Annotated in this window: 23 protein-coding genes; 14 read left to right on the top strand and 9 right to left on the bottom strand. The window is 39.7% G+C overall.

Features of this window, described 5'->3' with window-relative positions:
* Window positions 1-125: 125 nt before the first annotated feature.
* Together GQR38_RS04785 and GQR38_RS04780 are read right to left on the bottom strand one after the other, a co-directional pair.
* Window positions 126-2,282, bottom strand: a complete 2,157-nt coding sequence (locus GQR38_RS04785; RefSeq protein WP_165721121.1) for a TonB-dependent receptor — start codon at window positions 2,280-2,282, stop codon at window positions 126-128.
* 188 nt (window positions 2,283-2,470) lie between these two features.
* Window positions 2,471-3,322, bottom strand: coding sequence for a LysR family transcriptional regulator (locus GQR38_RS04780; protein WP_024599314.1), 852 nt, complete (start codon window positions 3,320-3,322; stop codon window positions 2,471-2,473).
* A 126-nt stretch (window positions 3,323-3,448) separates the two neighbouring features.
* Between GQR38_RS04780 and GQR38_RS04775 the strand changes: the two genes are divergently transcribed.
* From GQR38_RS04775 to GQR38_RS04755, 5 genes are all read left to right on the top strand, one after another.
* Complete coding sequence (locus tag GQR38_RS04775; RefSeq protein WP_165721120.1) at window positions 3,449-4,048, top strand: hypothetical protein; 600 nt, start codon at window positions 3,449-3,451, stop codon at window positions 4,046-4,048.
* 117 nt (window positions 4,049-4,165) lie between these two features.
* On the top strand, window positions 4,166-5,248 hold the full coding sequence (gene gcvT, locus GQR38_RS04770) for a glycine cleavage system aminomethyltransferase GcvT (RefSeq protein ID WP_121955113.1): 1,083 nt from the start codon (window positions 4,166-4,168) through the stop codon (window positions 5,246-5,248).
* Window positions 5,249-5,321: 73 nt separating this feature from the next.
* Entirely contained in the window at window positions 5,322-5,711 is a 390-nt protein-coding gene (gcvH, locus tag GQR38_RS04765) for a glycine cleavage system protein GcvH (RefSeq protein ID WP_024590231.1), read from the top strand.
* Between the two features lie 161 nt (window positions 5,712-5,872).
* Complete coding sequence (gene gcvP, locus GQR38_RS04760) at window positions 5,873-8,764, top strand: aminomethyl-transferring glycine dehydrogenase (protein WP_165721119.1); 2,892 nt, start codon at window positions 5,873-5,875, stop codon at window positions 8,762-8,764.
* Window positions 8,765-9,072: 308 nt separating this feature from the next.
* Window positions 9,073-9,357, top strand: a complete 285-nt coding sequence (locus GQR38_RS04755) for an addiction module antidote protein (RefSeq protein ID WP_007579952.1) — start codon at window positions 9,073-9,075, stop codon at window positions 9,355-9,357.
* Between the two features lie 1,044 nt (window positions 9,358-10,401).
* Here the strand turns inward: GQR38_RS04755 and GQR38_RS04750 are convergent.
* From GQR38_RS04750 to GQR38_RS04740, 3 genes are all read right to left on the bottom strand, one after another.
* Window positions 10,402-12,174, bottom strand: a complete 1,773-nt coding sequence (locus tag GQR38_RS04750) for an AAA family ATPase (RefSeq protein ID WP_277344164.1) — start codon at window positions 12,172-12,174, stop codon at window positions 10,402-10,404.
* A gap of 210 nt (window positions 12,175-12,384) precedes the next feature.
* Window positions 12,385-13,533 carry a hypothetical protein gene (locus GQR38_RS04745; protein WP_165721117.1) on the bottom strand — a complete coding sequence of 383 codons (1,149 nt, stop codon included), beginning with the start codon at window positions 13,531-13,533 and terminating at the stop codon, window positions 12,385-12,387.
* Window positions 13,534-13,828: 295 nt separating this feature from the next.
* On the bottom strand, window positions 13,829-14,638 hold the full coding sequence (locus GQR38_RS04740; RefSeq protein WP_165721116.1) for a DUF2306 domain-containing protein: 810 nt from the start codon (window positions 14,636-14,638) through the stop codon (window positions 13,829-13,831).
* 353 nt (window positions 14,639-14,991) lie between these two features.
* Between GQR38_RS04740 and GQR38_RS04735 the strand changes: the two genes are divergently transcribed.
* Complete coding sequence (locus GQR38_RS04735; protein ID WP_240917377.1) at window positions 14,992-15,996, top strand: AraC family transcriptional regulator; 1,005 nt, start codon at window positions 14,992-14,994, stop codon at window positions 15,994-15,996.
* 436 nt (window positions 15,997-16,432) lie between these two features.
* Here GQR38_RS04735 and GQR38_RS04725 read toward each other — a convergent pair whose 3' ends face one another.
* Window positions 16,433-16,741 carry a hypothetical protein gene (locus GQR38_RS04725; RefSeq protein ID WP_165721115.1) on the bottom strand — a complete coding sequence of 103 codons (309 nt, stop codon included), beginning with the start codon at window positions 16,739-16,741 and terminating at the stop codon, window positions 16,433-16,435.
* A 385-nt stretch (window positions 16,742-17,126) separates the two neighbouring features.
* Window positions 17,127-17,372: a DUF4235 domain-containing protein gene (locus GQR38_RS04720; protein ID WP_002958040.1), complete on the bottom strand. Its 246-nt coding sequence runs from the start codon at window positions 17,370-17,372 to the stop codon at window positions 17,127-17,129.
* Window positions 17,373-17,699: 327 nt separating this feature from the next.
* On the opposite strand from GQR38_RS04720, the gene GQR38_RS04715 reads away from it, so the two are divergent.
* The 7 genes from GQR38_RS04715 (at window position 17,700) to GQR38_RS04685 (ending at window position 23,355) form a co-directional block, all read left to right on the top strand.
* Window positions 17,700-18,932 (top strand): cytochrome C, encoded by a 1,233-nt coding sequence (locus GQR38_RS04715; RefSeq protein ID WP_165721114.1) that lies wholly within the window; start codon window positions 17,700-17,702, stop codon window positions 18,930-18,932.
* A gap of 220 nt (window positions 18,933-19,152) precedes the next feature.
* Window positions 19,153-19,647, top strand: a complete 495-nt coding sequence (locus GQR38_RS04710) for a hypothetical protein (protein ID WP_024590238.1) — start codon at window positions 19,153-19,155, stop codon at window positions 19,645-19,647.
* 641 nt (window positions 19,648-20,288) lie between these two features.
* Window positions 20,289-20,858 (top strand): superoxide dismutase family protein, encoded by a 570-nt coding sequence (sodC, locus tag GQR38_RS04705; RefSeq protein ID WP_206006039.1) that lies wholly within the window; start codon window positions 20,289-20,291, stop codon window positions 20,856-20,858.
* 16 nt (window positions 20,859-20,874) lie between these two features.
* A complete protein-coding gene (locus GQR38_RS04700) occupies window positions 20,875-21,108 on the top strand; it encodes a ChaB family protein (protein WP_039485228.1) in 234 nt (77 codons plus the stop codon).
* Between the two features lie 233 nt (window positions 21,109-21,341).
* Window positions 21,342-21,941: an acyl carrier protein phosphodiesterase gene (locus tag GQR38_RS04695; RefSeq protein ID WP_165721257.1), complete on the top strand. Its 600-nt coding sequence runs from the start codon at window positions 21,342-21,344 to the stop codon at window positions 21,939-21,941.
* Between the two features lie 99 nt (window positions 21,942-22,040).
* On the top strand, window positions 22,041-22,976 hold the full coding sequence (locus GQR38_RS04690) for a hypothetical protein (RefSeq protein WP_165721113.1): 936 nt from the start codon (window positions 22,041-22,043) through the stop codon (window positions 22,974-22,976).
* A 37-nt stretch (window positions 22,977-23,013) separates the two neighbouring features.
* Window positions 23,014-23,355 carry a YajD family HNH nuclease gene (locus tag GQR38_RS04685; RefSeq protein WP_024599512.1) on the top strand — a complete coding sequence of 114 codons (342 nt, stop codon included), beginning with the start codon at window positions 23,014-23,016 and terminating at the stop codon, window positions 23,353-23,355.
* A 68-nt stretch (window positions 23,356-23,423) separates the two neighbouring features.
* On the opposite strand, the gene GQR38_RS04680 is transcribed toward GQR38_RS04685, so the two are convergent.
* Window positions 23,424-23,858, bottom strand: a complete 435-nt coding sequence (locus tag GQR38_RS04680; protein WP_165721112.1) for a nuclear transport factor 2 family protein — start codon at window positions 23,856-23,858, stop codon at window positions 23,424-23,426.
* Between the two features lie 102 nt (window positions 23,859-23,960).
* Window positions 23,961-24,431: a YHS domain-containing (seleno)protein gene (locus GQR38_RS04675; RefSeq protein WP_008165251.1), complete on the bottom strand. Its 471-nt coding sequence runs from the start codon at window positions 24,429-24,431 to the stop codon at window positions 23,961-23,963.
* Between the two features lie 126 nt (window positions 24,432-24,557).
* Here GQR38_RS04675 and GQR38_RS04670 point away from each other — a divergent pair, with 126 nt between their 5' ends.
* Window positions 24,558-25,379, top strand: coding sequence for an AraC family transcriptional regulator (locus GQR38_RS04670; RefSeq protein WP_165721111.1), 822 nt, complete (start codon window positions 24,558-24,560; stop codon window positions 25,377-25,379).
* Window positions 25,380-25,401 lie beyond the last annotated feature (22 nt).

The raw sequence follows: 25,401 nt of genomic DNA, 5'->3' as shown, positions 1-25,401 counted from the left end.
AACTTACGCTTTAACTATGTAAGCTTTGGTAAACGGTTTAATAACAAGGCAATAATTTAGATGTGTAGTGTTCTTACATAAAAAATTATTAACGCTGTTAGTGAACCGTTTAACCAGCTTTCAATTTAGAATGAGTAAGTGTAGCCCATCTGTACAGTACGTGGCTTACCTGGTTGAATGCCACCGTTTGAACGGTTAGCAACGTATGTTTTATCAAACAAGTTATCAACGCTTAGGTATACTTTTTGATTTTCATCGATTAAGTATTTAGCAGCTAAATCCCATACTACGCGGCTATCAATTGCGTTTAAGCCCGACTGCGTTAAGTTAGCATGCGCATCAGATACGTAACGTATTTGGCTGTTAACTACAAACGCAGAAAACTCAGCACCTAACGATAACGCTACTTGGTTTTCTGGTACGTAAGGCATTGCATCGCCTTTTTCTACCGTGCCCCAAATTTCTGAATCAAAATCGTTTTTAAACTCAGAGTCTGTGTAGGTATACGTTAATTTAACTGGGAACATAGCTGTATCAGTTGCAAACGTACGTGCTGCACTAAATTCAAAGCCCGCTACTTCTACTTCACCGTAGTTGTATTGGTCGCCAATGTTGTCGTCGCTACAACCAACCGCTGCAGTACAGTTACCGTGCATGTTGCTGTAGTCAGAGTAAAACGCAATTACTTCACCGCTAAAGCCATCCATATTAAAGCGAGAGCCAAACTCAATGTTTACACTTTCTTCTTCTTCTTGGTCAGCATTACCAGGTGCTGCTGGTGCATAACCTTTTTGAATGCCCGCAAGTAGCGTTACGTTTTCGTTAAGCGTGTAAGTAGCACCTAGTGACGGCACTAAAATTTCAGTGTCGTTCGACACATCTTTAGTTAAACCGTTGCTGCGTGTTGGATCTGATTTAGACCACTCTTCACGCGTAATCGTAATATCTTCATAACGAAGACCTGCACTTACTACTAATGCATCAATTGTCCACTCGTCTTGAATAAACAATGTACTTGCTTCTGCGCTATCTACACGGTTGCTGTCAGAGCCCGGAACGCCTTGCTCTGTAAGCGTTAAGCTTAGGTCTTGATTAAGTGTGTATTTGTCTTCCCACTGAAAACGATCCATTTCGTCTTCGTGGTAACGTACGCCAACAGTCACATAGTGATCGCCTGCAGGAATATGTAATTCAGACTGAATACCTTTAGCTTGGTAATCGCGGTTATTAGCTTTAATACCAATACCTTCAATACCTTCGCTTGTAGGGTTTGCTTCAAATTCACTGTATTGTTCAAGGTAGCTTTCGCTTACTTTGCTGGCTTTATACCAGTTACGATGAAAATCGTTTAAGTAAGCCGTAGCTAAAAACTCATAGCCATCACCAAAACGGTACGCGTAGTTAAGTTGGTATGCGTTGTGGCGAGTATTCATTTCATCGTTTTGCGATGCAGCATAACGACGGTAAGGGCTTTTTTGGTAGTCTTCGTCTGTTAAGCCCATATATGTTTCGTCTGATGTTTCGTCAGAGTACTTAATTTTTAGCTCTAAATTATGCGCATCGTTTTGACCAAACGTATGGCCAAACTTTAATAGTAAATCTGTTTTTTCAAAGCCGGTGTTGTCATTGCCTACTGGCAGCTCTTTAAAACCATCTGCGCCGTAAGTAAATACTTCAATTAAGCCTGCTGTGTTGTTTTTTTCTTTACCAAAGTAAGCGTGACCTTTGTAGTAACCATCACCACCAAGGGCTGCATCTACCATACCTTTTGAGCTATTTGGCTCAGTAGGTAAGCTGCGCGAAAGTAAGTTTAAAACACCACCCGTAGTACGCGGGCCATACTTAACTGATGCCGCGCCTTTTAATACTTCAATAGACTCCATACGACCCATAGTAGGGAAGTAGTAAGCAGAAGGTGCAGAGTATGGTGCTGGTGCAACTAATACACCGTCTTCCATTACTGATATTTTATCGTTACGGCCAGTACCTGTGCCGCGCATACCAATATTAGGACGAAGGCCGTAGCCGTCTTCTTCTTGTACGTAAACGCCCGGAACAGACGCTAAAACGCGAGAAATATCAGTAAATTTGAATTTTTGAAGTTCTTCATCAGAAATAAACGTAGCCGAACCAGGAATATCGTTGATTGCTTGCTGAGAGCCAATAACGGTAATTTGTTCAAAGCGTTGTTCTTTATCGCTGGTGTCTTTTGCTATTGCAGTAGCACTAAAAGACAAAGCAACCGCAGTTGCCAAAGTAGATACTAAAAACTTAGGGTTCATTGTGTTCCTAATCATGTCAATTATCTTAATTGGCGTAATTTGAACACGTTAACGAATACGAATCAATGTTATTAACTATTTAATTATTCAGTTTAATAGAACTAAAAACACCTACTTATGCAACTTAGTTAACTAAATTGTTTCTTTTGTATTACTTCACAACTCATAAACTAATTATAAAGTTTTGATTAGCTATAACCTAAACGTAGCGCTATAAACTCCGCGAGCTTATCTACGGCATGATCAGATTCACCCGAACTTTTAATTAAACTAATACCAATATTGCCAAGAGCCGGTAAATGTTTGGTTTGAACTTGATAGTTAAGCTCACTCGGTACTGTGCTTTTAGCAAGTACGGTAATGCCTAAGCCTTCTTTTAATGCAGCAATAAGGCCGGTTAAATCTGCGTTGCTATAGACAATACGGTATTTTATGCCCGCATTTTTTAATGCATCAATTGCACGGCGACGATAAATACACCCCTCTGGGGCAGTAACTAGCGTAACCACGTCGTTTTGCGCAAGTGACAGGTCGCCCACCCACACTAACTCGTCTTGCATAAAAATAGGAAACTTATCAGAGTTGAGTCGCTCATTGAGCGCAAGTACTAAATCGAACTGATCTTGCCTTGAGGCCGAAAGTAAATGTTTACTTAAACGCGATTTAACCTCTAACGATACCTCAGGGTAGAGCGCCACAAAGTCGCCAATAATAGAAGGTAAAATGCGCGCTGCAAATTCGCTCGGAATACCCAAGCGCACTTTACCCGCGATATTTTCTGATGTGAACTGCTGCAAAATAGCATCGTTGTGTTGCATCATTTGTTTTGCCATAGGCAATAATAGCTCGCCGTACTGGTTTAATACTTGGCGCTGTCCTTGTTTTTTAAATAGTTTATAGCCAAGCACGTCTTCTAGGCGCTTTATTTGCAAACTAACAGCTGGTTGCGATAGGCCAAGTAAATCGCCAGCTTTAGCAAAACCACCTATTTCAACTACCATTACAAACGTACGTAAAGCATCGGTTGATATGTTTTTCATATTTAAAATTACAATTTATATAGCTATATATATAAGTATTATTTATCAATTGATAAAAAATTACAATTTGTTGTTGGTAGGCGTGGGCAATATACTTTTATAATCGAAAATACACAGGTATTTGTTATGACTTTTAACCCAATAATGTTTGCCCGCCACAGCAACGCAAGTAGTGCGGTTACTAACGCTTTGCAAACTAACAACAATCACGTTGTAATGGATTTTAGCGGCACCGAAACCAGTGTATTTTTAAGTGCCATTTTAGGCCTTGATTTAACAATGCTTACCGCCAGCGGTTTAGGCTTAAAAGGCACGCTTGATGGCGACTATAATTCTGACTACAGCTTTGCTGTTTATTACTTTAGCGAAACCGCCTTTAGATTCGTACTGCCACACAACGCAAGCCTTCAACTACAAGCACTTATAAACGAGCAACAACTACGTTTTGATATTGATTATGTAGTACGCACCGACCTAGCAAGCTTTATTTTAAGTGGCGACAATGCGTTTGATACTCTAGTTAATGCTTTTAAATTAACACCAGGTTTGCGCTTATCAAATGCGCAACTATGCTACGGTGCGCAAAGTGGTGATGTATTTATTACCGCCATTGATAAAAACGACGAACAACACTTTGTATTAGTAGCTAAACAACAAGAATTACAAAAATGGCAAAGCTACATGCAAGCGCAAGGTTTTGCACTTATGCATAGTGAAGCCGCATAACGAATACAAATAACAGGTAAACATAATAATGTTTGCCTGTTTTTAATTGCGATTAAGCAATTAAAGTCTATTTAAGCCACGCCCTAAACAGGGTTAATTTAAACGTGAAGGAATGTTATGACTTCTAAAACTGTACTACATGCTAAGCACCTAGAAGCGGGCGCAAAAATGGTTGATTTTCATGGCTGGGAAATGCCAATCAACTACGGCTCACAAATAGAAGAACACAATAGCGTGCGTACCGACGCAGGCATGTTTGACGTATCACACATGACAATTGTTGATATTGAAGGGCCTCAAGCACAAGCATTTTTACGTAAGCTAGTAGCTAACGACGTTGCAAAATTAACCGTACCAGGCAAAGCGCTTTACACAGGCATGCTTAACGAGCAAGGCGGTGTAATAGACGACTTAATTATTTATTTCTTTAGCGAAACGTTTTACCGCCTAGTTGTTAACTCAGCAACACGCGAAAAAGACCTAGCGCATTTAGCTAACGTATCGAGCGACTTTGATGTAACCGTTACAGAGCGCCCAGAGTTTGCAATGATTGCAGTACAAGGCCCTAACGCTAAAGCAAAAACAGCCACTCTTTTAAATGCTGAGCAACAAGCCGCGGTTGAAGGCATGAAACCGTTTTTTGGTGTTCAAGTAGGTGATTTATTTATTGCCACAACGGGTTATACTGGCGAAGACGGTTACGAAATAGTAGTACCGAACGACCAAGCAGCCGATTTATGGCAACAACTGCTAGACGCAGGTGTTAAGCCTGCTGGTTTAGGTGCACGCGACACGCTACGTTTAGAAGCAGGTATGAACCTTTACGGCCTAGATATGGACGAAAGCGTATCACCACTTGCAGCTAACATGGCATGGACCATTGCATGGGAACCAGAAGATCGCGACTTTATTGGTCGTGACGTACTTGTTAAGCAACGCGCAGAAAAAAGCACTGACAAACTAGTTGGCTTAGTGTTTGAAGAAAAAGGCGTTTTGCGTAGCGGTTCTAAAGTAATTGTTGACGGTGGGATAGGTATTATTACATCAGGTACTTTTTCACCAACACTTGGTTTTAGTGTCGCCCTTGCACGTGTACCACGTTCAACAGGCGATACAGCTCAAGTAGAAATGCGTAAAAAATTAGTAAACGTTAAAGTAGTAAAGCCTAGCTTTGTACGTAACGGTAAATCAATAATTTAAATAATTTGGTTATACCAATCACAATAATTATTGTGATTGGTATCCACCCAATATAAACCAAAGGACAAATAAAATGAGCAACATTCCTAGCGAGTTAAAATACGCACCTTCACACGAGTGGGTTCGCAGTGAAGGCGACGGTACATTTACTGTTGGTATTTCTGAGCATGCACAAGAGCTTCTTGGCGACATGGTATTTGTTGAATTACCAGAAGTTGGCGACGAAGTAGACGCTGGCGAAGACTGTGCAGTGGCAGAGTCGGTTAAAGCAGCATCAGACATTTACGCACCTATCAGTGGCGAAATTGTTGCAATTAACGAAGAGCTTGAAGATTCACCTGAAACAGTAAACAACGACGCTTACGGCGACGGTTGGTTATTCCGTATTAAAGCATCTGACGAGTCTGAGCTAGACAACTTATTAGACGCTGAAGGTTACTCGCACACTATCGACGAAGAATAATCATTTTTTGAAGATAACTAAAAGCCCCGTTTAATGTATAAAAATGGGGCTTTTATGATTTTACAGCGCACAACCCCATACTGAGTGAACTGTTAAATCGTCAAATATTTTAATTAATGCTAGTTACCCATTAGCATTTAGGATCATAGGAATCTGGATTCATGTCAAACGCCAAATCTCTTGAAGAACTAGAGCAAAAGCAAGATTTTATTCGCCGCCATATTGGGCCAAGCCCAGCACAAGTAAGCGATATGCTAAGTGCTTTAGAAGTATCGAGTGTGCAAGAGCTCATTGACCAAACTGTACCGGCTAGCATTCGTCTAGAACAACCGCTAACAGTTGGACAAAGCCGTACTGAAGTTGAAACACTAAGCTACCTAAAATCAGTAGCCAGCAAAAATAAAGTTTTCAAATCGTACATTGGCCAAGGCTACCACCCAACTAACGTACCGCACGTAATTTTACGTAACGTACTAGAAAATCCAGGTTGGTATACAGCGTACACACCGTACCAGCCAGAGATTGCTCAAGGGCGTTTAGAATCATTATTAAATTTTCAAACTATGACCCTAGATTTAACCGGTCTTGATTTAGCAAGTGCATCACTACTTGACGAATCAACAGCGGCTGCAGAGGCTATGGGCCTTGCAAAACGTGTATCAAAAGCAAAAAAAGCCAATGCCTTTTTTATCGCTGACGACGTACACACACAAACAATCGACGTAGTAACAACGCGTGCCGAGCAGTTTGGTTTTGAAATAATTGTAGGTAAAGCAGAAGATGCCGTAAACCACGACATTTTTGGCGCATTGTTCCAATACCCAACTACATCAGGCGAAGTAGTAGACATAACTGACCTAATTGCTGGCGTACAAAGCAAAAAGGCGATTGCCTGTGTTGCTGCCGACATAATGAGCTTATTACTATTAAAAGCACCGGGTAAACTAGGCGCAGACGTAGTACTTGGTTCGGCTCAACGTTTTGGCGTACCTATGGGTTACGGCGGCCCTCATGCTGCATTTTTTGCAACACGTGACGCATACAAACGTTCATTACCAGGTCGTATTATTGGTGTATCTAAAGACCGTTTAGGTAACGACGCACTACGTATGGCAATGCAAACGCGCGAACAACACATTCGCCGCGACAAAGCCAATTCAAACATTTGTACAGCGCAAGTATTACTTGCCAACATGGCAGCGTTTTACGCGGTGTACCACGGCCCACAAGGCTTAAAAACTATCGCGCAGCGTATACATCGCTTTGCTGATATTTTAGCAAGTGGCCTAAAAGCTAAAGGCATCGCACTTAAGCACAGCACTTGGTTTGATACGCTAACAGTAGTAAGCGACAGCAAAAACGACGTAACAGCACGTGCAATTGCAAAAGGCGTAAACTTTGCTACAAACCACGAAGGCGAGTACTCAATTTCGGTATCAGAGACAACAACACGTGCCGATGTAGCTGAGTTATTCGATATTATTTTAGGCGAAGGCCATGGCCTAAGTGTTGACGCTATTGCAGCCGACGTTGAAGCAAATGGCAGCGAGTCAATTCCTGCAAGTTTAGTACGTGACGACGAAGTACTAACGCATCCAAACTTTAACAGCTACCACAGCGAAACAGACATGCTTCGCTACATCAAGCGACTAGAAAGCAAAGATTTATCGCTTAATCACTCAATGATCTCGTTAGGCTCATGTACCATGAAACTAAACGCGACTGCTGAGATGATCCCAATTACGTGGCCTGAGTTTGCAAACCTTCACCCATTCTGCCCGCTAGATCAGGCAGAGGGTTACCAAATAATGATTGGCGAGTTACATGACTGGCTAGTAAACATTACCGGTTACGATGCAGTATCGCTTCAGCCAAACTCTGGCGCGCAAGGTGAATACGCAGGCTTAATCGCGATTCGTAAATACCACGAGTCACGAGGGGATGCACACCGTAATGTATGTTTAATCCCAAGCTCTGCGCACGGTACTAACCCTGCATCAGCGCAAATGGCGAGCATGAAAATTGTGGTAGTTAACTGCGACAAAAACGGTAACGTAGACATGGCCGACCTTAAAGCGAAAGCTGAGGAAGTGTCTGAAAACTTATCGTGCATCATGATCACATACCCGTCTACGCACGGCGTATACGAAGAAACAATTCGCGAGATTTGTGACATTATTCATGAGCACGGCGGCCAAGTTTACATGGACGGCGCAAACATGAACGCGCAAGTTGGCGTAACAAGCCCAGGCTTTATTGGCTCAGACGTATCGCACTTAAACTTGCATAAAACGTTTTGTATTCCACATGGTGGCGGTGGTCCAGGTGTTGGCCCAATTGGTGTTAAATCGCACCTTGCGCCGTTTATGCCAAACCACAGCGTAATTAACGTACCAGGTACTAACATCGGTAACGGTGCAGTATCGGCAGCGCCTTATGGCTCAGCCGCTATTTTACCTATTTCATGGGCTTACATTACCATGATGGGTAGCGAGGGCTTAAAACAAGCCACTGAAATGGCCATTGTGAACGCTAACTACTTAACGCATGAGCTAAGCAAGCACTTCCCAATTTTATACCGTGGTCGTAACAACCGTGTTGCTCACGAATGTATTGTTGACCTGCGCCCGCTTAAAGAGCTATCAGGCATTACTGAAATGGACGTAGCTAAGCGCTTGCAAGACTACGGCTTCCATTCACCAACTATGTCGTTCCCAGTGGCTGGCACATTAATGATTGAGCCAACTGAGTCTGAATCAAAAGGTGAGATTGACCGCTTTATCGAAGCAATGGTGTCGATTAAAGGCGAAATTGAAAAAGTAATTTCTGGCGAATGGTCAATCGAAAACAACCCGCTAGTGTTTGCACCGCATACACAAGGCGACGTGTTAGGTAACGAATGGGACCGCGCGTACGACCGTTTTTACGCTGCATTCCCAGTGCCTGCAGTGGCTAAAAACAAGTTTTGGCCAACCGTTACACGTATTGATGACGTATACGGCGACCGTAACTTAGTATGTTCATGCCCAGCGGTAGAGACTTATCGCGATTAATTTTTGAAAAAAATTCCACTGTAGAGAGGAATTTATCGAAATTATAAAAGCCGTTGCAGCAATGCAGCGGCTTTTTTGTGTGTGGTGATTCGCCATAAATAATATGGCGTAGGTTGGGAAGAGTGCAACGAAACCCAACAAATCACAAATATACTTACTCGCTCAAAAGCCAAGAGTATGTGTTATTTATTGTAGGCGTTAAGCTTGCTGACGCGCTGGCGGCAGCCTTAAAGTTATAAATAACATTGTGCGCCTGTAGCTTTTAGGCTACATTTATTTAGCAAGTTGAATAAATTGGAGTAATTATCATGGCGCTACAAACATCAGATTTTAACCCGTTTGACTATATGGAAACACAGCAAGAAATTAATACATTTTTAGAAGAGTGTTTAGCTGATGATGATCCAAATACCTTTATTGAAGCACTTGGCTTATTAGTTAAAAAGCATGGCGTGAGTGATATTGCTAAAGCAACGGGGTTAAACCGTGAAAGCTTATATAAAGCAGTTAACGGTAAAACTAAGCCACGTTGGGAAACTATTTTTAAAGTGATGAAAGCACTTAACTTTCGCCTTACAACACAAGTTGCATAGGCTAGGTAGAGTGAAACGAAACCCAACAATTCACAAATATACTTACTCGCTCAAAAACCAAGAGTATGTGTTATTTATTGTAGGCGTTTAGCTTGCTGACGCGCGGGCGATAGCTCGAATAAGTATTTGAATAGGTGCTTGAGGTTACCATCACCGATAATGTGAATGCCTTTCGCGCTTTTTAAATATTAGAAACCTTATTCAAGGTTTTTTGCCAGATTGCTGGCGGCAACCAAGGGGCGGCTACCGCCGACCGCCCCTTGGAACCCCTCGGCGCACCCGAGCATCACGCTATTTCCTTCAATGCACAATTGATGTGAACGTAAACGGCGAAGATAGGCCATCCATGGCCTAGTTCCGCCTTATCGCGCATCCATGCGCGACATTACTCATCAATTGCTTATTTTCAGGGCGTGATGACGGGGAAGGGTGTTAAACGTGAGGTTGGTGTTTGGTCTTGGCAAGAAACAAGACCTGCACCTCTCTGTAGTTCCTCTAGGCTGGGTGGAGTGTAACGAAACCCAACGAATCACAAATATACTTACTCGCTCAAAAGCCAAGAGTATGTGTTATTTATTGTAGGCGTTTAGCTTGCTGACGCGCGGGCGGCAGCCCGAATAAGTATTTAAATAGGTGTTTGAGGTTATCATCACCGATAACGCGAATACGTTGGGCACTTCTAGAAATTAGAAACCTTATTCAAGGTTTTGTCGCGCTGGCGACGGCAGCCAAAGAGGGGCTGCCGCTGGTCCCTCTCTGGACACTCTCAGCGCACCCGAGCATCACGCTATTTCCTTCAAAACACAATTGATGTGAACATAAACGCCATGAAAGCACATCCATGTGCAAGCATGGCTTTCATTTCATCCATGAAATGCATTACTCATCAATTGCTTATTTTCAGGGCGTGATGACGGGGAAGGGTGTTAAACGTGAGGTTGGTGTTTGGACTTGGCAAGAAACAAGACCTAACGCTCTGCAATTTTTTGGCTGGTCCGATCCTTTTGATCCTATTTTATTCTACTGATGTAATACAAGCATATACTATGACTCACAAATTTCTGATAGGAAAGTAACTTGAGCTTCGGTAAGTTCGTATACTTTATTACTTAAAAGCTTAACAACCTCTAGGCAGATACTTTTCTTTTGCCCTTCTCCTGACAATTGAAAAGGAGCTTTATCTGGATTTTCGAGTTTTGCCGCATTCTCAGCATACATAAAAATTTGAGTATTCAAGTTAGCTGCTTTTGACTTATTGTCTCTTAGCTTCTTTTTAATAATTGAATATTTAGCATTTTTTAATATTTTATTTACGGAATCGAACATAAGCTCATTGGGTAAAAAATCTTCAACTTCCCAGTCAAAATTTTTACTTTTCTTATCCCAGACAGTACCGTCTTCCTTTGGATAAACTAATAGCTCTATACTTAGGTTTGAGAATCTATTTTTGTTAACGCTGTTCTCTAAATTTTTATATTCGATTCTACCCGCTTCATCATTATCCAAAATTATTTTTATTTGCGGTTTAAAATCAAGGTCTATTGCCAAATTATTGTAAAATTGGACTGAACCAGATATTTTTGAAGCACTCCCAGACCAGATTATGTTGGGGGCAATCATCTCGTTGTGTTCGATCAGTGCTTCTAAGTATTTTTTATCTGTCTCACCTTCCACTATAATATTGTAAGGTAATAAATTCCATCCATCGTTATTCTCTATGCCTAGATGCTCTCTTATACCCTTAGCTTTAGCTGATTCAGATGAAAAAGATTGAGCATGTGTGGATTTTTCAAAAAACGAACGATCTTTTTTCCTAACGTAATTTTTCTCATTCACATCACAGACATACAAATAAGTGTATTCTAAATTATTTAGATCAATAAAATGCTGCGAGTGAGTAGTCATAACCACAGTTTGTTCTTTTTCTCTAGCTATCTTTTTTACAGCTCTAAATAATTGTTTTTGTGCTTTCGGTTGAAGAAATATTTCAGGCTCATCTAAGCCCCAAATGACTTTTTTATTAGCATTTGAGGCGATATAGTTCATTAAAGTCAATAAAGCAGTTCTTTGAGCACCACTACCTTTAGAAGAAATAGAATGGTCATTACCGTCATCTATCGTAACTTGAGTCATTCTGGATACAACGTCACGTAATTTATCAAACTCAGCGAACGTAATTTTGATTGCACTGTTAGAGTCCAAAGAGCTTAGAATATTTAGCTCTTGTAATTGTTGATTTAGTTCTTTCTGGATATCGTTTAACGCAGCTTGGGCTTGCGCCTGAAATTGTTTTAATGTTTCTAAAGGCTTTTGCTGTTTAGCTCTTTTTTTATCAAGCTTGAGCAAACCATCTGAAGCAAAAAGTTCTGACACTAAACTTGGTATATCGACATTATTAGACTTTACATAAAAATACTTAAAGTGTTTTACGATATCTTTAAATGCTTTTTCCGTCTGGGGGAGTGTTTTAGTTTTATCAGAACTAGATATCTTATATTCAATGGTCAGGTCTTTTTTAAACGTGGCTTTGACCGTTATGACTTCTGATACATTAATACAAAACTTACTTGTTAGCTCAGTATTTTGAAGTTCGCCACCTCTACCATAATAAATATGGTGTGGTATGTCAGTTGTTACATCATATAGCTCAATGTCTTCAATATGGTTGAAAAAAATATTCAGTGCCTCTAGTACGTTAGTTTTTCCAATATTATTCTCCCCGCAGATCGTAATGGGCTGACCATTAACCACCTTTATTTCAACATTCATAAGTGAACGAAAGCGTTTAATCGTGAAGTGTTCGAATTTATAGTCCATTATTGCTTTTCTATCACATCAAATAAATATACGAGTACATACTACTAATTTTATTAGATAAGTCCAGAATCCAGAATCAGTAAATTGGTAGGAGCAGGTATTTCTTTTTGCCTTTTGTGATTTAAAAATGCAAAACTTGCCCCTAGTAACCCCATTTAAAAAGGGCAATGTTATTGCCCTTTTTTACGCGCTCAAACTAGTAGTTCTAAACTATAGCGCTACTAAGCTTTGCTCTAGCATTGCCTTTATTTGTTTTACTATTTTAGCTTCTGTTTCAGGTTCGAATTGTTGTATACGTGGGGTATGAATATGCCCTGTAGGTATACTTGAATTAAGCGCATCGCGCAGGCGAATACTTCGGTACGATATTTCGTTAGACAGGTAACCACCGCCGCCGCCATTTACCGCAATACTATTTTTAAGCTCGCCGTACGATCCCGCTTTATAGGTTTTTTCAAGCGTGGTGACTTCGTGATTGTCGATAACTTTATAAGGGCCTTTAGCTTTTTGCATGTAATTTACTGGCAAGCTAAATTTTACAAACTCGTTGCCCGGGAGTGGTCGGCCATTAAGTTTTGGTATTACTGGGCTTGTTTGCGTTCCGCCATACACAATATTGGCATTATCTGGGGCAGTTACACTGCGGCGTTTGCCCGGGAAGTGCTCTAAATCAAATTCTGTTCTGCCCATACTTACGGTTACTACCATGTCTACATTATTAAGTGCGTAGTAAGGGGCAAGTAGTGATTCTATTATACCTTGGTCAAAGTCTTCGTAGCGTACAGGCACCATAACGGTGTTAATTTCTGCACTCACGCCGTTGTAATTAATAACTTGCCCGTCGAGTAATAACGCCGCAACACCTGAGGGGTTACTTTGGTTTATATTTCTATCGAGTAAAAAAGGGTCAAAACCTGTTAGTAATATTTTTTTAGTGCTGCCTGACGAAAAAGCAAGGTCGGTACGCCCTCTGCTGCCTTCCTCAAGTAGGGTTAGTAAAGTATTTAGTTGAGCCTGCGTAATTGAAAACTTAGGAGAAGTTGTGAGTATTACTTTGCTTGAAAGCAGGCGTGCCCAGTAGAGCTCTCGGTCGTCGTAATTGTTGGTTTTTACTATGCGTTGCTTGGCGTTTTCCCACAGTTCAAAGCTAAAGCTTTGTACTAATATTTTTGCACTTTTGAAGTCGTTTAATTTTTTAAATTGTTGTTCAAAACTTGATATTTGTGGGGTAAATGCTTTTAAAACACTTGGCATAGCTGTTTGGGCTTTGTTGATGCGCTGTTCTTCAACAGTTAAAGGGTTACTTAAAACAGCGAATGAAGAGGCAATTAAGCTGGTCGCTAGTAATACTTTGATCATAATATTCCTAATATAAGGCTATTTTTTATGTGTAATTTACTATCCTACTATTGCTAACTTAGAGCAATCAATTAACGTTGAATCGACTGATATTTGCTTTTGTTGTTTGTTAAAAACCAATGGGGCAAATTTTGCTCAGTATACCAAGGGTCTAGATTTACAGTTTATTGCTCATTGAGTTAATTACTATGTCTAGACCGTTATGAATAGAATACGAAAATACCTTTTTAATTGTTTTTTACACTGTATTTTTCCATCTACTTCGGTTTCTCTTCTTCAATGATTATTGAGTACGTTAGCCAACTATCGCTGGGTACCAACTTGCAAGCACTACACCAAATAAGCCGACTAAAAATACAATGGATATCAACATCATTAAAGCAGCGGTGGCGATTGTTATCACTCTATTAAACGTTTTACCTGCATACCTGACTAACTCAGCTATAAGCAGCGGCATAATATAAGAACATACGCTAATAGTTAACACGGTTGGACCTGTAAACGTTGTTGTATCAATTCCTAGTGAGCCGAATATTAAAAACCAGGCAAAAATCATCAGCCTAAAAAATAAAACGCCGTTTGCTGCAAGATATAAACGTATCGCCCAAATTTTATGTTTAGTGATATTACGCTTTCTGGCCGCTTGTACGGCTAATATACTCGCTAAAATAACCACGCAACCACTAAGCATAGTCAACGCATGCATCAAGGTGTTACCAACGGTTCCTCTGGCTATCATAAGGTACATACCTGCTAAAGAGATGGTACAGGCTAACATTACGAACACGCGACCATTGTAGCGGTGAAACTTAGTATACTTTGCTCTTATTGTAGGTATTAGCTGTAAGCTACCACCCATTATCATCACGATGGCGAGTAACACATGCAGCGCGTACATTGAATTACCGGTGGGATCGCTGGCAACATAGGCGGTGCTATTTAGACGACTCCAGCCAGATATTCCCGTAGTGACCCCCGTAAGCCCGTATCCCAAAGCGAGGTAAATAACAAAACAGATTTGTGCCATCAACAGGCACGTGAACCACATTTTTTTACTCATCTCAAGTAGCTCATTGGGCGTTTTTTGTATTGTTTGCATTAACATGTGCTTTTCCAAAAAGTCTTTTCAATAGCCCAAATATAAAGACTTTCATGGTGATTTCTTCTCAAATTCGGAATTTGAGCAACGATATATTGATAATTTTTTGTAATTAGCTAGGGTGGTATAGACACATTCACTAACAAAGTTTTTTTGCCAACATGCATGTTAATTTGTACCATGTAATTCAGACCAAGTTGTTGGTTAAAACGTCATTTTAAGAGCACGCTATTATGCAAAATTATTCCCCTTATTACCTTCTTCTTTTTGTTTGTATGGGGTTAATGTTTTTAAATGCGCTGAAAAAAGATAAGCAGCTGGTTCATTATTTATTTGTGATATTTTGTGGCTCCCTTTGTATGGTGGCAGCACAAAAGCTCAGTGCGCAAAGTATAGGCGCGTATCAATATTTAATCGGGTTGTTCACTTGCGCAACATGTAATGTTTCATGGCTGATTGCAAGAACGTTATTTCGTGAGCATTCGCCAATTTCCCGCAGGCATGTGACTTTTGCTGCAACCATTGCGGGCTTGATCATGTTTAATCAAACATGGCACTACTTAGTGAGCCTTGATCCTCAGCCTTTACCTACCAGTGATGTAATGTGGCGTTTAAAGCAAGGGGTGAATGAGGTCACTATATTGCTTTCATCAAGTATCCTTGCGCTTTCTTTTTGGGAGGCGTTTAGAGGTTATAGTAAAAAAACACAGTCACAAAAAATGCAATCAATCATCTTTGGGAGCGCTTGGATTTTAGCTGTGTTTAATGCAAGTATTTTTCCTAAGTTTATCTTTAGTGCGGCTGAAATTGAGCTGTATAACCCCATTATCATAACTTCATCTGCACTTTTAATCGTATTTGCAATGCAGGGAGTTATGCTGCTTCAAGCAAAAGTAATAAATAACCAAGCGCTTAAGCAAAAAGATGATATTGGCACTATTAACAATGACACATTTAATCTAAATGAAAACTGCAATCAAGATGTAGAGTCTGAATTGATAGTTGGCATTACAAAGCTTATCAATGAGCAGCAGCTTTACTTAAAAGCCAGCCTCAAAATTTCAGATTTTGCACAAGCGCTAATGGTGCCTGAGTACAAAGTTAGCCGAGCAATCCGCTATCACTATAAAGCAGCTAACTTTAATTTATTTATTAACCAATACCGCGTTAAGTATGCAAAAAAGTTATTAATAAACGATCAGACCAAAGAGTGGAGTATTTTAAGCATAGCACTTGAGAGTGGCTTTTCTTCTCTTGCGACTTTTAATCGTGTGTTTAAAAGTATTGTGGGTGACATTCCTAATGAGTATCGAAAACAAAACGGTGGCTACTATAATAAAGGTATACGGGAGCTTGTTGATTAGCCAGCTATGTTTAGTTAGCTGTAAATAAAACAAAAGAGTCTAATTTTAACTTTATATCAATGCTCTAAGTTTATAGTTTATTGCTCATTGAGTTAATTAATATGTTTAGACCGCTGCGAATAGAGTATGAGAATGCGTTTTATCATGTGTGAATCGTAGAAGAGGGCGTGAAAACACTTTTTTTAGTGATGACGATTTTAAGCATTTTTTATTGCATAGAGCAAACAAGCCTTCGTTTTAGTATTGAAGTGCATTCGTACTTCTTAATGATCAATTTCTATCACCTGCAGATAAAAAATCCAAGATTAATTTGACCTCTATGGATTCTACTTTCGGTTCTAATGAAAATTAAAAACCGTTGTAGCAATACAACGGTTTTCTATATAGTGCTAGCCACATGGGCGTTAGCCCGAAGTAACCTTTGAACACCTTCGCTTTATTCGTCAGGCCCTTTTAAAGTAAACACTAAATGTTTACGCATATCTTTTAAAATAACGCCTTTTTTAAGCATTGCGCCGCTTAAGCGTTTTTGCCACTTTAATAAATCTGGCTCTGCGGCGGCTAAGGCTTGCTCGTTTTCAAACTGAAAGCACAGCAGTAGTGTACTTGGAAATAAGTGGTATTCCACATCAAACCAGCATTGCAGCATGCCTGGGAGCTCAGCGCGGCCTTGTTCTTCTAATTTTTCAGCTGTATTAAGTACAAGTGCTTGCTGTTTTATTTGCACTGCAGAGAGTTTTTTCATTAATAAAATCCAAGTTAGCGGCTAAAAAATGCAGCCGGAATGTGGGCATTATACGCAAGCTTGTAGGCAGGCAACAACTTTGAAAGGGAGTTAATGTCCAATAGAGTGTATCTGCTTAAAATAAAGGGTCTTGTCACAAGGCACCTCCAGTTTTTCCAACCTACGTAGGTCGGATAAGCGGCGCAGCCGTGCCATCCGACATTTTAAATTTAACCACAGAACCCCGGTTTGGATATTAATATGTTTTTTAGCTCAATAGTTAAGTAACCTTAATCAAGGCTTTAGCAAAGTTGCTTGCGACAACTGGGGATTGGTTGTCGCAAGCCGCCTTTAGAGCCTCACCGCATTACGATTAATACTTATAAGAGGTATCAATCGGGTCGGTTTATTTAGATCGGCGCTTGTCTAGCACATAACGTACGGCCATTCTTGCAACACCCGCACCAATACCTGAAACTACTGCCCATGTAACGGCCTCTTTGAGATCGGTTTCTTCGCTTGGTCTATCTTTTGGGGCTGGTTCGTTGGTAACCTTTTCCCACGATTTTTGTAAAGTTTTCCTTGTTAACATACCTGCTGATGCAGCGGCGAGACCTATACCTATCGTCGTAATTAGCTGTTTATTACTCATATTACCCTCGATTATTTAGTTGTAGCGTGAGTTATCAATATGTAACTCTTTAAGTAAGAACAGTAGTACCAGCAATTTACATACCGATAGACTCTGAAGACTTTAAATCAGGTTTTTTAAGCGGCTATTATTCTCTTTGTGTAATTTAATCGTTTAAATCACATTTAAGCATCAGCTAAGTAACTAACGTAAAGCCTGTGCCACTGTGCTTAGGTCTATTTTTGAGGCATTTACTCAGCAAATTAACTTACCTTCTAGTCGGCTTGTCTGTACATATAGTAAACACCTCCGCCCTATGCTTTAATATTAAAAACAAGGGAGGGCGTTATGAGTAAAAATAGATTTTTATTTAATAAATACGTTGCGGTAATGGCTGTGTCGGGCACTTTGGCTGCACCGCTACCAGTGCTGAGCAACGATAAGGGGCCGCTAATTGAGCAGCTTTGTGCTAGTTGCCATAGTTTAACTAATCTTGAGCGCAGTGCGGGTTATAGCCAGCAGGACTGGCAAACATTAATAAGCTATATGGTTGATACGGGCGAGGGTACTGCGCTTAGTAAAGATATAAGCGCTTATTTAGCTGAGCATTATCCTGTTAATACCAAGCGCGAATCTAAGGTTGTTACGGGCGATTTGAAGCTCAATTTTAAGTACTGGCAAGTCCCTACGCTTGGGCAGCGCGCTCGCGATCCGGTACAAGGTAAAAACGGACTTATTTGGTGGGTTGGCCAGTGGGGTAATATTTTAGGCAGGTTAGACCCTAAAACCGGCGATATGAAAGAGTACACACTGCCAAGTGGTACCTATGCGCACAGTGTGTCGCTTGATAAAAATCAAACTCCTTGGTTTTTAGGTAATAAAAATGGCACGGTTGGATATTTAGATTTAAAAACCGAAAAATTTAAAGTATATAAAATGCCCGATAAAAACGCCAGCGACCCGCATACCGGTGTATTTGACGAGGCAGGCATATTTTGGTTTACCCTGCAGCACAGTAATATGATTGGCAAGCTAGACCCTACAACTGGCGATATTAAACTCGCTACTTTACCCACTAAAGGCTCACGGCCATATGGTATTAAGCTTGATTCAAACGGCACGCCATGGGTTTCGTGTAATGGTAGTAACTGTTTGATTAAAGTTGATAAGAACTCCATGGAGCTTAGCGAAATTAAACTCCCGGGTGCTAAAACGCATGCAAGGCGACTTGCCATTACGCCTGACGATATGGTTTTTTATGTTAACTCTGGTATGGGTAAACTTGGTCGCTATAACCCAAAAACCAAGAAGATCACTCAGTGGGATAATCCCAGCGGTGAAAACAGTCACCCGTATGCAATTGAATATGCCGATAACGCCATTTGGTTTAACGAGTCAGCCAAACGCCCTGAAACCTTAGTAAGGTTCGACCTTAATACCGAAACCATGCAAAGCTGGCAAATTCCGAGCAAAGAGGGTGTTTACTCTGGCTTAATTAGGCATATGCGCATGGGGAATAACGGGCTGATTATTCACCAAACAGCGACTAACCAATTAGCTGAAATTACATGGTCTAAGTAATAATTTTAATTAATATATTTATATTAAAACTGCATATCGCTTGTTATTAAGTTTGTTTATGTGGGTAGGAGTTTTTTACAATATTTGGCAATTTTTACTTTAATAATGAGAGTGTTAATACGGGATTTTGTTTTATCTTATTGATTTATATTGATAATTTTTTTGGTTCGGGTTTTGCTTGGTAGTAAGTGTATTTTCTTAAATAAATAAAGGAGTTATTATGAGTACCGTTATTACTGGGTTATTCGAAAGTGCATCACAAGCAACACTCGCAATTTATAGATTAGAAGCTTTAGGCATTAATGAAGCTGATATAAGTATTGTAGCCAACGACTCATACGCAAAGGAAGATTTTGCTGTAGACGAAGGTACTAAGGCTTCTGAAGGCGGCCTTATTGGCGCGGCTTCGGGTGGTATTCTTGCTGCAATTATTGGTGGTTTCACTGCCGTAGGGACTGTAGCAACAGGTGGTACAGGCTTATTAGTTGCCGGACCATTAGTCGCTGCATTTGCTGCTGGTGGTGCAGGCGCTGCAGTAGGTGGTACTTTAGGTGCCGCAATTGGTGCGTTTATCCCCGAGCACGAAATTAAGTATTATGAAGATGCCATTGAAAAAGGCTCTATATTAATTGGTATTAAGTACGATAGTGACAACAAAAACGCTATTGAAGAAATACTTAACAATGCAGGCGCAAGTAACGTATCTACTGCGTAACGCTAGCTAATTAATTAAAAAGGTGAAACTTGGTTTCACCTTTTTTTGTGCTCGCTTTTTAGTGCGGAGTAATAATACTTAATTAATTTGCGGGATTAAATCTTACGCTAACTGCGTTAAAAACTTCTGATATAGAACAACTAAGTAACGTAATTTTTTGTCATTAAAGGGACCCATATATAAGCGGATTTTTTTAAAACATGCTTTGATTAATAAATACCCCTTATAAATATAATGCGTGAAGAGTCTCTGTAAAAGACTTATTTAGATTGGCGCTTCTTTATTTTATAACGTACGGCCATTCAACCAACACCAACACTCGAGACTACCGCCTAAGTAATAAGGGCCTCTTTAATATCGTCTTTTTCACTTGGATTGTCTTTTTTGGTAGGGACGTTGGTAATCTTTTCTCACGAGCTTTGTAAATATGCCTCGGTTTTTACTTAATCTTTGAGTAAAAGTTAGCTCATTAATTAAATGGCTATTTAGTTAAAGTTATTTTAATCAATAAATTGCGACTAAAAAATACATAAATGTATGTTTGAACATAGGACTGGTATAGACATTGAAACTACTTATTTAATAGTCGCTTAATTTAGCGATATTGTTTTATTAATTTGATACTAAACCAGGAGATGATGATGAATTATTTGCAGTTTGATTCAAAAGCTAAAAGAAGTTTAAACCGCGTTTTAAAACCTGCTTTTGCAATATTATTTACCAGCGCGTTACTACAAAATAGTGCAATGGCTAATGTAAACGTTGAAATGCACCAAGTTACTAAGTCAGGGCAGGGGCAATTACTAGGCACTATTACACTAACAGAAAATGATCACGGCGTTGTTTTTTCACCAAACTTAAAAGGTTTAACGCCTGGGCAGCATGGCTTTCATGTTCATCAATTTGCTAGTTGTGAACCCAAGAAAAAAGGCGATGAGGTAGTGCCTGGTGGTGGCGCTGGTGGGCATTTCGATCCAAAAGCTAGCGAGCATCATGATTATCCTTGGGCTAACGGTCATTTAGGTGATTTACCGGCGTTGTATGTAAATGAAAGTGGCCAAGCTAAATCGCCTGTTTTAGCGCCAAGGCTCACGCTTGAACAACTTAAACAACACGCAGTGATGATTCACGAAGGAAGTGACAACTATGCAGATGAGCCAAAGCCATTAGGTGGCGGTGGTAGCCGTGTTGCTTGTGGCGTAATTGAGTAAATATAAGGAGAAAGCTATGCCATATAAAAACCGTGACGAACTACCTGAGTCGGTAAAAAGTAACTTACCTAAACATGCCCAAGAGATATATCAAGAGGCGTTTAATAGTGCGTGGGATACCTACAAGGACCCAAGCGATAGAAAAAACGACGACGACCGCGAAACCACTGCGCACAAAGTGGCTTGGTCTGCGGTTAAAAATAGCTACAGTAAAAATGATAATGGAAATTGGGTTAAGTCGAGTAACTAGTTTTGATCAAACTAACAAAGCTAAAGCATTAAAAAGCCGCTACAGCTTATTGTAGTGGCTTTTTTATAGAGCCAGTGATTAATCACTTTTCTATTTACCCGTTTAAACAATACTTTACGGCGTGTTTGAGTAAAATTGGTAAGCAAAACCATAAGTACTGCTTTAAACACGAATGTGAGTTTAGTTTAAATTTACGTTATTATTTGTTTGTATTAGCCAAGCCAGAGAACACTTTGAATTATTTAGCTCATCTTTATTTAGCGCAGCCCACAGCCGATTCTCACTTTGGAAACTTGTTGGGTGACTTTGGTGGAAAAAGGCATATAGTTCACTTACCAAATACGGTTAAGAACGGGCTCGATAACCACTATTTAGTCGATAAATTTACAGACTCCCACCGCGCAGTTAAACATGCCAAGCAGTACTTTTCACCTGAGCGAAAACGTTTTGCTGGCGTGGCTATTGATGTGGTGTTTGATCATTTTTTAATTTTGCATTGGCAGCGATTTAGCAAGCAACCTTTAAGTGATTTTAAGTACACCAGCTATCAGCTTTTGAATAATCGCATACCTGTTATGCCGCCGCGCATGCAGCATGTTGTAACAAGTATGACTAAAAACGATTGGTTTAAAGAGTACGAAACCGTTGAGGGAATAGGAGTAGCACTTGATAATATTGCTAACCGCATTCGTTTTACTAATAACTTTGCGGGGGCAGCTGAGGATATAGCGCGTAACTACGATGAATTAGAAGCCGTGTTTTTAGCGTTCTTTCCGGAGCTAATTAAGCATGTAAGTGAGTTTGACCTTGAAAGCACCCCAAAAATGGCATAAAGCGCATTATTTAAAGTTTTTATCAATTGTTAACCTTTTGTGATAATTTAAGGTGAAAAAAACGCTACTCTAATACAAATTAACTTTTGAGTGTTTTTAATGAATCGCAATTACTTGGTTATTGTGAGCTTTGCTGTTTTAGCTGCATTTCAATCTGGTGCTGTATTGGCTTTCGACTTTGACTTAAAGTCGGTACGAACAACTATTTCAAACCCTAACACTAGTCACGCGTTAATATACGACGACTTGGCTGGGAGTAATCAAAAAACACTGTTTTCGTTAGAGCCCATAAACAACCAACGTGTGGGTGTGTTTTTTGATATTAACGACATTGAAATTGGCTACTCTGCCGATATTTTTGAAGATGATGTTGAAACAAAAACACAAGATATACTGCTTTCATATAGAAAGTTTAAAAATTCTAAAATCACTTTTAACTATCAAACGCTTGAAGGACTGCAAAGCACGGCTAGCAATTTAAGCGGCAATCAAACGGATCAAATTTTCTCGCAAAATACACGTTCAACCAAGTTTGAGCTATCTGGCCAACACAATTTTTATACCTTCAACAATAAAGAGTCTTTGTTTGAGCATTTTTTTCTTAATAGGCCAAAGCTAAGTAACAAATTTGATTTGTCGTTAAGTATTGTTGGCGCGTGGTCTTTCAAGCATGTATCCCTTGAGAATAAAGATAATATTGTATTTCAGGCTGATTTTTTAAATTCGTCTGCACCAAAGGTCACTAAGTTAATTTCTAATTCGTATGGAGCGAGTATTGGCTCGCTTTTATCATTTTCGTTACCGCATAATGTTCACGTATTTGCTGAATACAAAGTAGGTAAGGGAAATATTCGAAATACAGACCCTGGGCTGGGGTTAAAAGATTCTGGCGGTGAAAAAGTTGAAGCATACGGCGGTGGAATGTCTTGGACTTCTGACAATAAAAAACTTATGGTTGTACTTCGTGCATGGGAGCAAACAGGCCGGCATATAGATACTTCTTTTGGTGATTTGTCAGTAATTAAGTTTTTTTAGTATTGAGCACCGAAATAGTGAATTTACCAGGAATACTATGAGTAATAATAACGCAGTACCTCAGGCTTATGTGAAGCAAGAGGAAGGTTATAGAATAAAAGCCTTAAGATTATATCCTTGGGTATGCGGGCGTTGTGCTCGTGAGTTTGAGTACTCTAATTTGCGTGAGTTAACGGTGCATCATGTTGATCATAATCACAGTAATAACCCTGAAGATGGCAGTAACTGGGAGCTATTGTGTATTTATTGCCACGATAATGAGCACAATAAATACCACGAACATATTATGTATGGCGGGTCGACTACAGAGCGAAAGGTAGAGGCTGCAACCCATTCTCCGTTTGCCGATTTAAAAGCGCTGTTAAATAAATCAAAGTAATAGTTTAGCCACGTTAATGGTCAAATAAACAGGTTAAAATTTTATAACAGCGATTATTGGTTTAATAGTTATTGCAAAATATAAGCTTTAGCGACTATTTTCCATTCATTATCTAGTTTAGCTAATGTTAGTGCATCGTAAAAGCGGTTAGTAGAGCGAAATAAAACAACAGCTAAACGGTCGTCAACAATGTTCATACTGATAACTTCACCATCGAGGTTTCCACCTGCTGGATTTTTGTTTGATGCCCATTGGTTAAGTACACTGGTCATGTCTTTATACGACTTAATAACTTCTTTACCGTCGTCGTTTTTTACTACGCCAACCATTGTTGCGTGCTCTGCTGCAAATGCGCGAAATAAACGCGCTTTACTCGCCTCCCCTTGACCTTGAAAGTAGTCGTTTACTGCGGCTTTTATCGCTACTTTATCAGAGGCTTGATCAGCCAATGTACTAAACGATAAAAAGGTAACACTTATAATAACTAACAACGATTTCAACATAAGACTCTCTTACTGCTAATAATGAACAACGCACTAAATTTAAGGCTGCTGGTGTAAGCTAAAGCAGCCTCACAATATTATATTTAAATGAAACTTTGTTTATTAAAGCTCTTTTGCTGTTTTGTCTTTTATGTCAAACCAGTTTGAGTCGGCTGAAGTAATAAAGCCAGGTACGTCTTTTAGCCATTGTTTTTGAACCGATTTATCAAGATTTAAATAAAGTTTGTTTTCAACAATTTTGAAAGCCTCTGGATCTACGTCAAACTTTTTCTCCATTGATACACCAAACGCACAAAAGCCACCAAATTGTGGTGCGTACTTTTCTGGGTTAGCTCTAAATAAGTCGCGGTGCTTAGCTGAGCTGAACTTATAAATGGCATTTTTATGTGTTGCAGTATATTCAGAGCTGCCTGTTACCGCTTTGTTTTGGGTAAAGTAAGCAACGGTATCGTAACCACTAATTGCAATGTCGTTAACGTCGGCATTTGCGTCTATGTCTGCTGCAAAGCTTAGTGAACTTGCAAGGACTGATGCTGCAAAAAAAGCTGATTTAGTGAGTGTCGAAAATTTCATGTGTATCTCCAAAGAAAAATTAAATAGGTTTGTTTGTTTAAAACTCAACTGTACTTTATCGTTATTATTTGGTTAATATGCGTCTATTAGTCTATATTTTCATACCAATAATCCACAGGAGCGTTTATGGACGTACTTTCGAGTGTGCTGAGTCATTTTTCACTTAATGCGAATGTGTTTTTTAGCGGCAATATGTGTGGTACGAGCGATTTTAGTGAGGATCAAGGTGTTGGGCATTTACATTTATTACGTTCTGGTACGTTAAAAGTGCGTAGTAATAATGGCTTTGAAGTAGTTTTGTCTAAGCCTTCGGTTATCTTTTTTCCTCACTCTACAGGGCACTGTTTGTTTTCGGATAAAAGCGACGGTGCTGATTTAGTGTGCGCACAAATTAGCTATCAAAGCGGTGGGCATAGCCCTTTATTACAGGCTCTCCCTTTTTGTTTAAATTATGAATTAACAGGTGATGGATTGTTAGAGCAAAGCGCTTTTTGGATTTTTGAAGAAGCATTTAAAGACGCCAGCGGTAAGCATTTAATTATAGATCGCTTATGCGATGTGTTTTTAATTAGTGTGCTGCGAAAAGTACTAGAAGAAGGCACAATTAAAAGCGGGATGATGGCTGGGCTTACTCACCCTCAGTTGGCTAAAGTATTAATAAAAATACACCAAACTCCAGAGCAAAGTTGGTCGCTTAGCGCTATGGCTGAGGAGTGTGGTATGTCGCGTTCTAAATTTGCCGATACGTTTAAGCGAGTAATTGAGCAAACACCAGCTGATTATTTAGCTGATTGGCGTTTATCGGTTGCTAAAAAGCTTATTTTAAAAAATCAAAATATGGATTTAGTGGCTAATCAGGTTGGGTACGAAAATGGCTCTGCACTTGCCCGTGTATTTAGAAAAAAAACAGGGCAAGCGCCAAAAGAGTGGTTATTAAGCCAGCAATAATTTTATTTTTTGTGTGCTAACT

This window comes from Pseudoalteromonas sp. c7(2019) (assembly GCF_011378625.1).
Lineage (GTDB): Bacteria > Pseudomonadota > Gammaproteobacteria > Enterobacterales > Alteromonadaceae > Pseudoalteromonas > Pseudoalteromonas arctica.
Note: the sequence above shows the minus strand (reverse complement) of the source record. Positions and strands in the feature narration are given on the sequence as shown.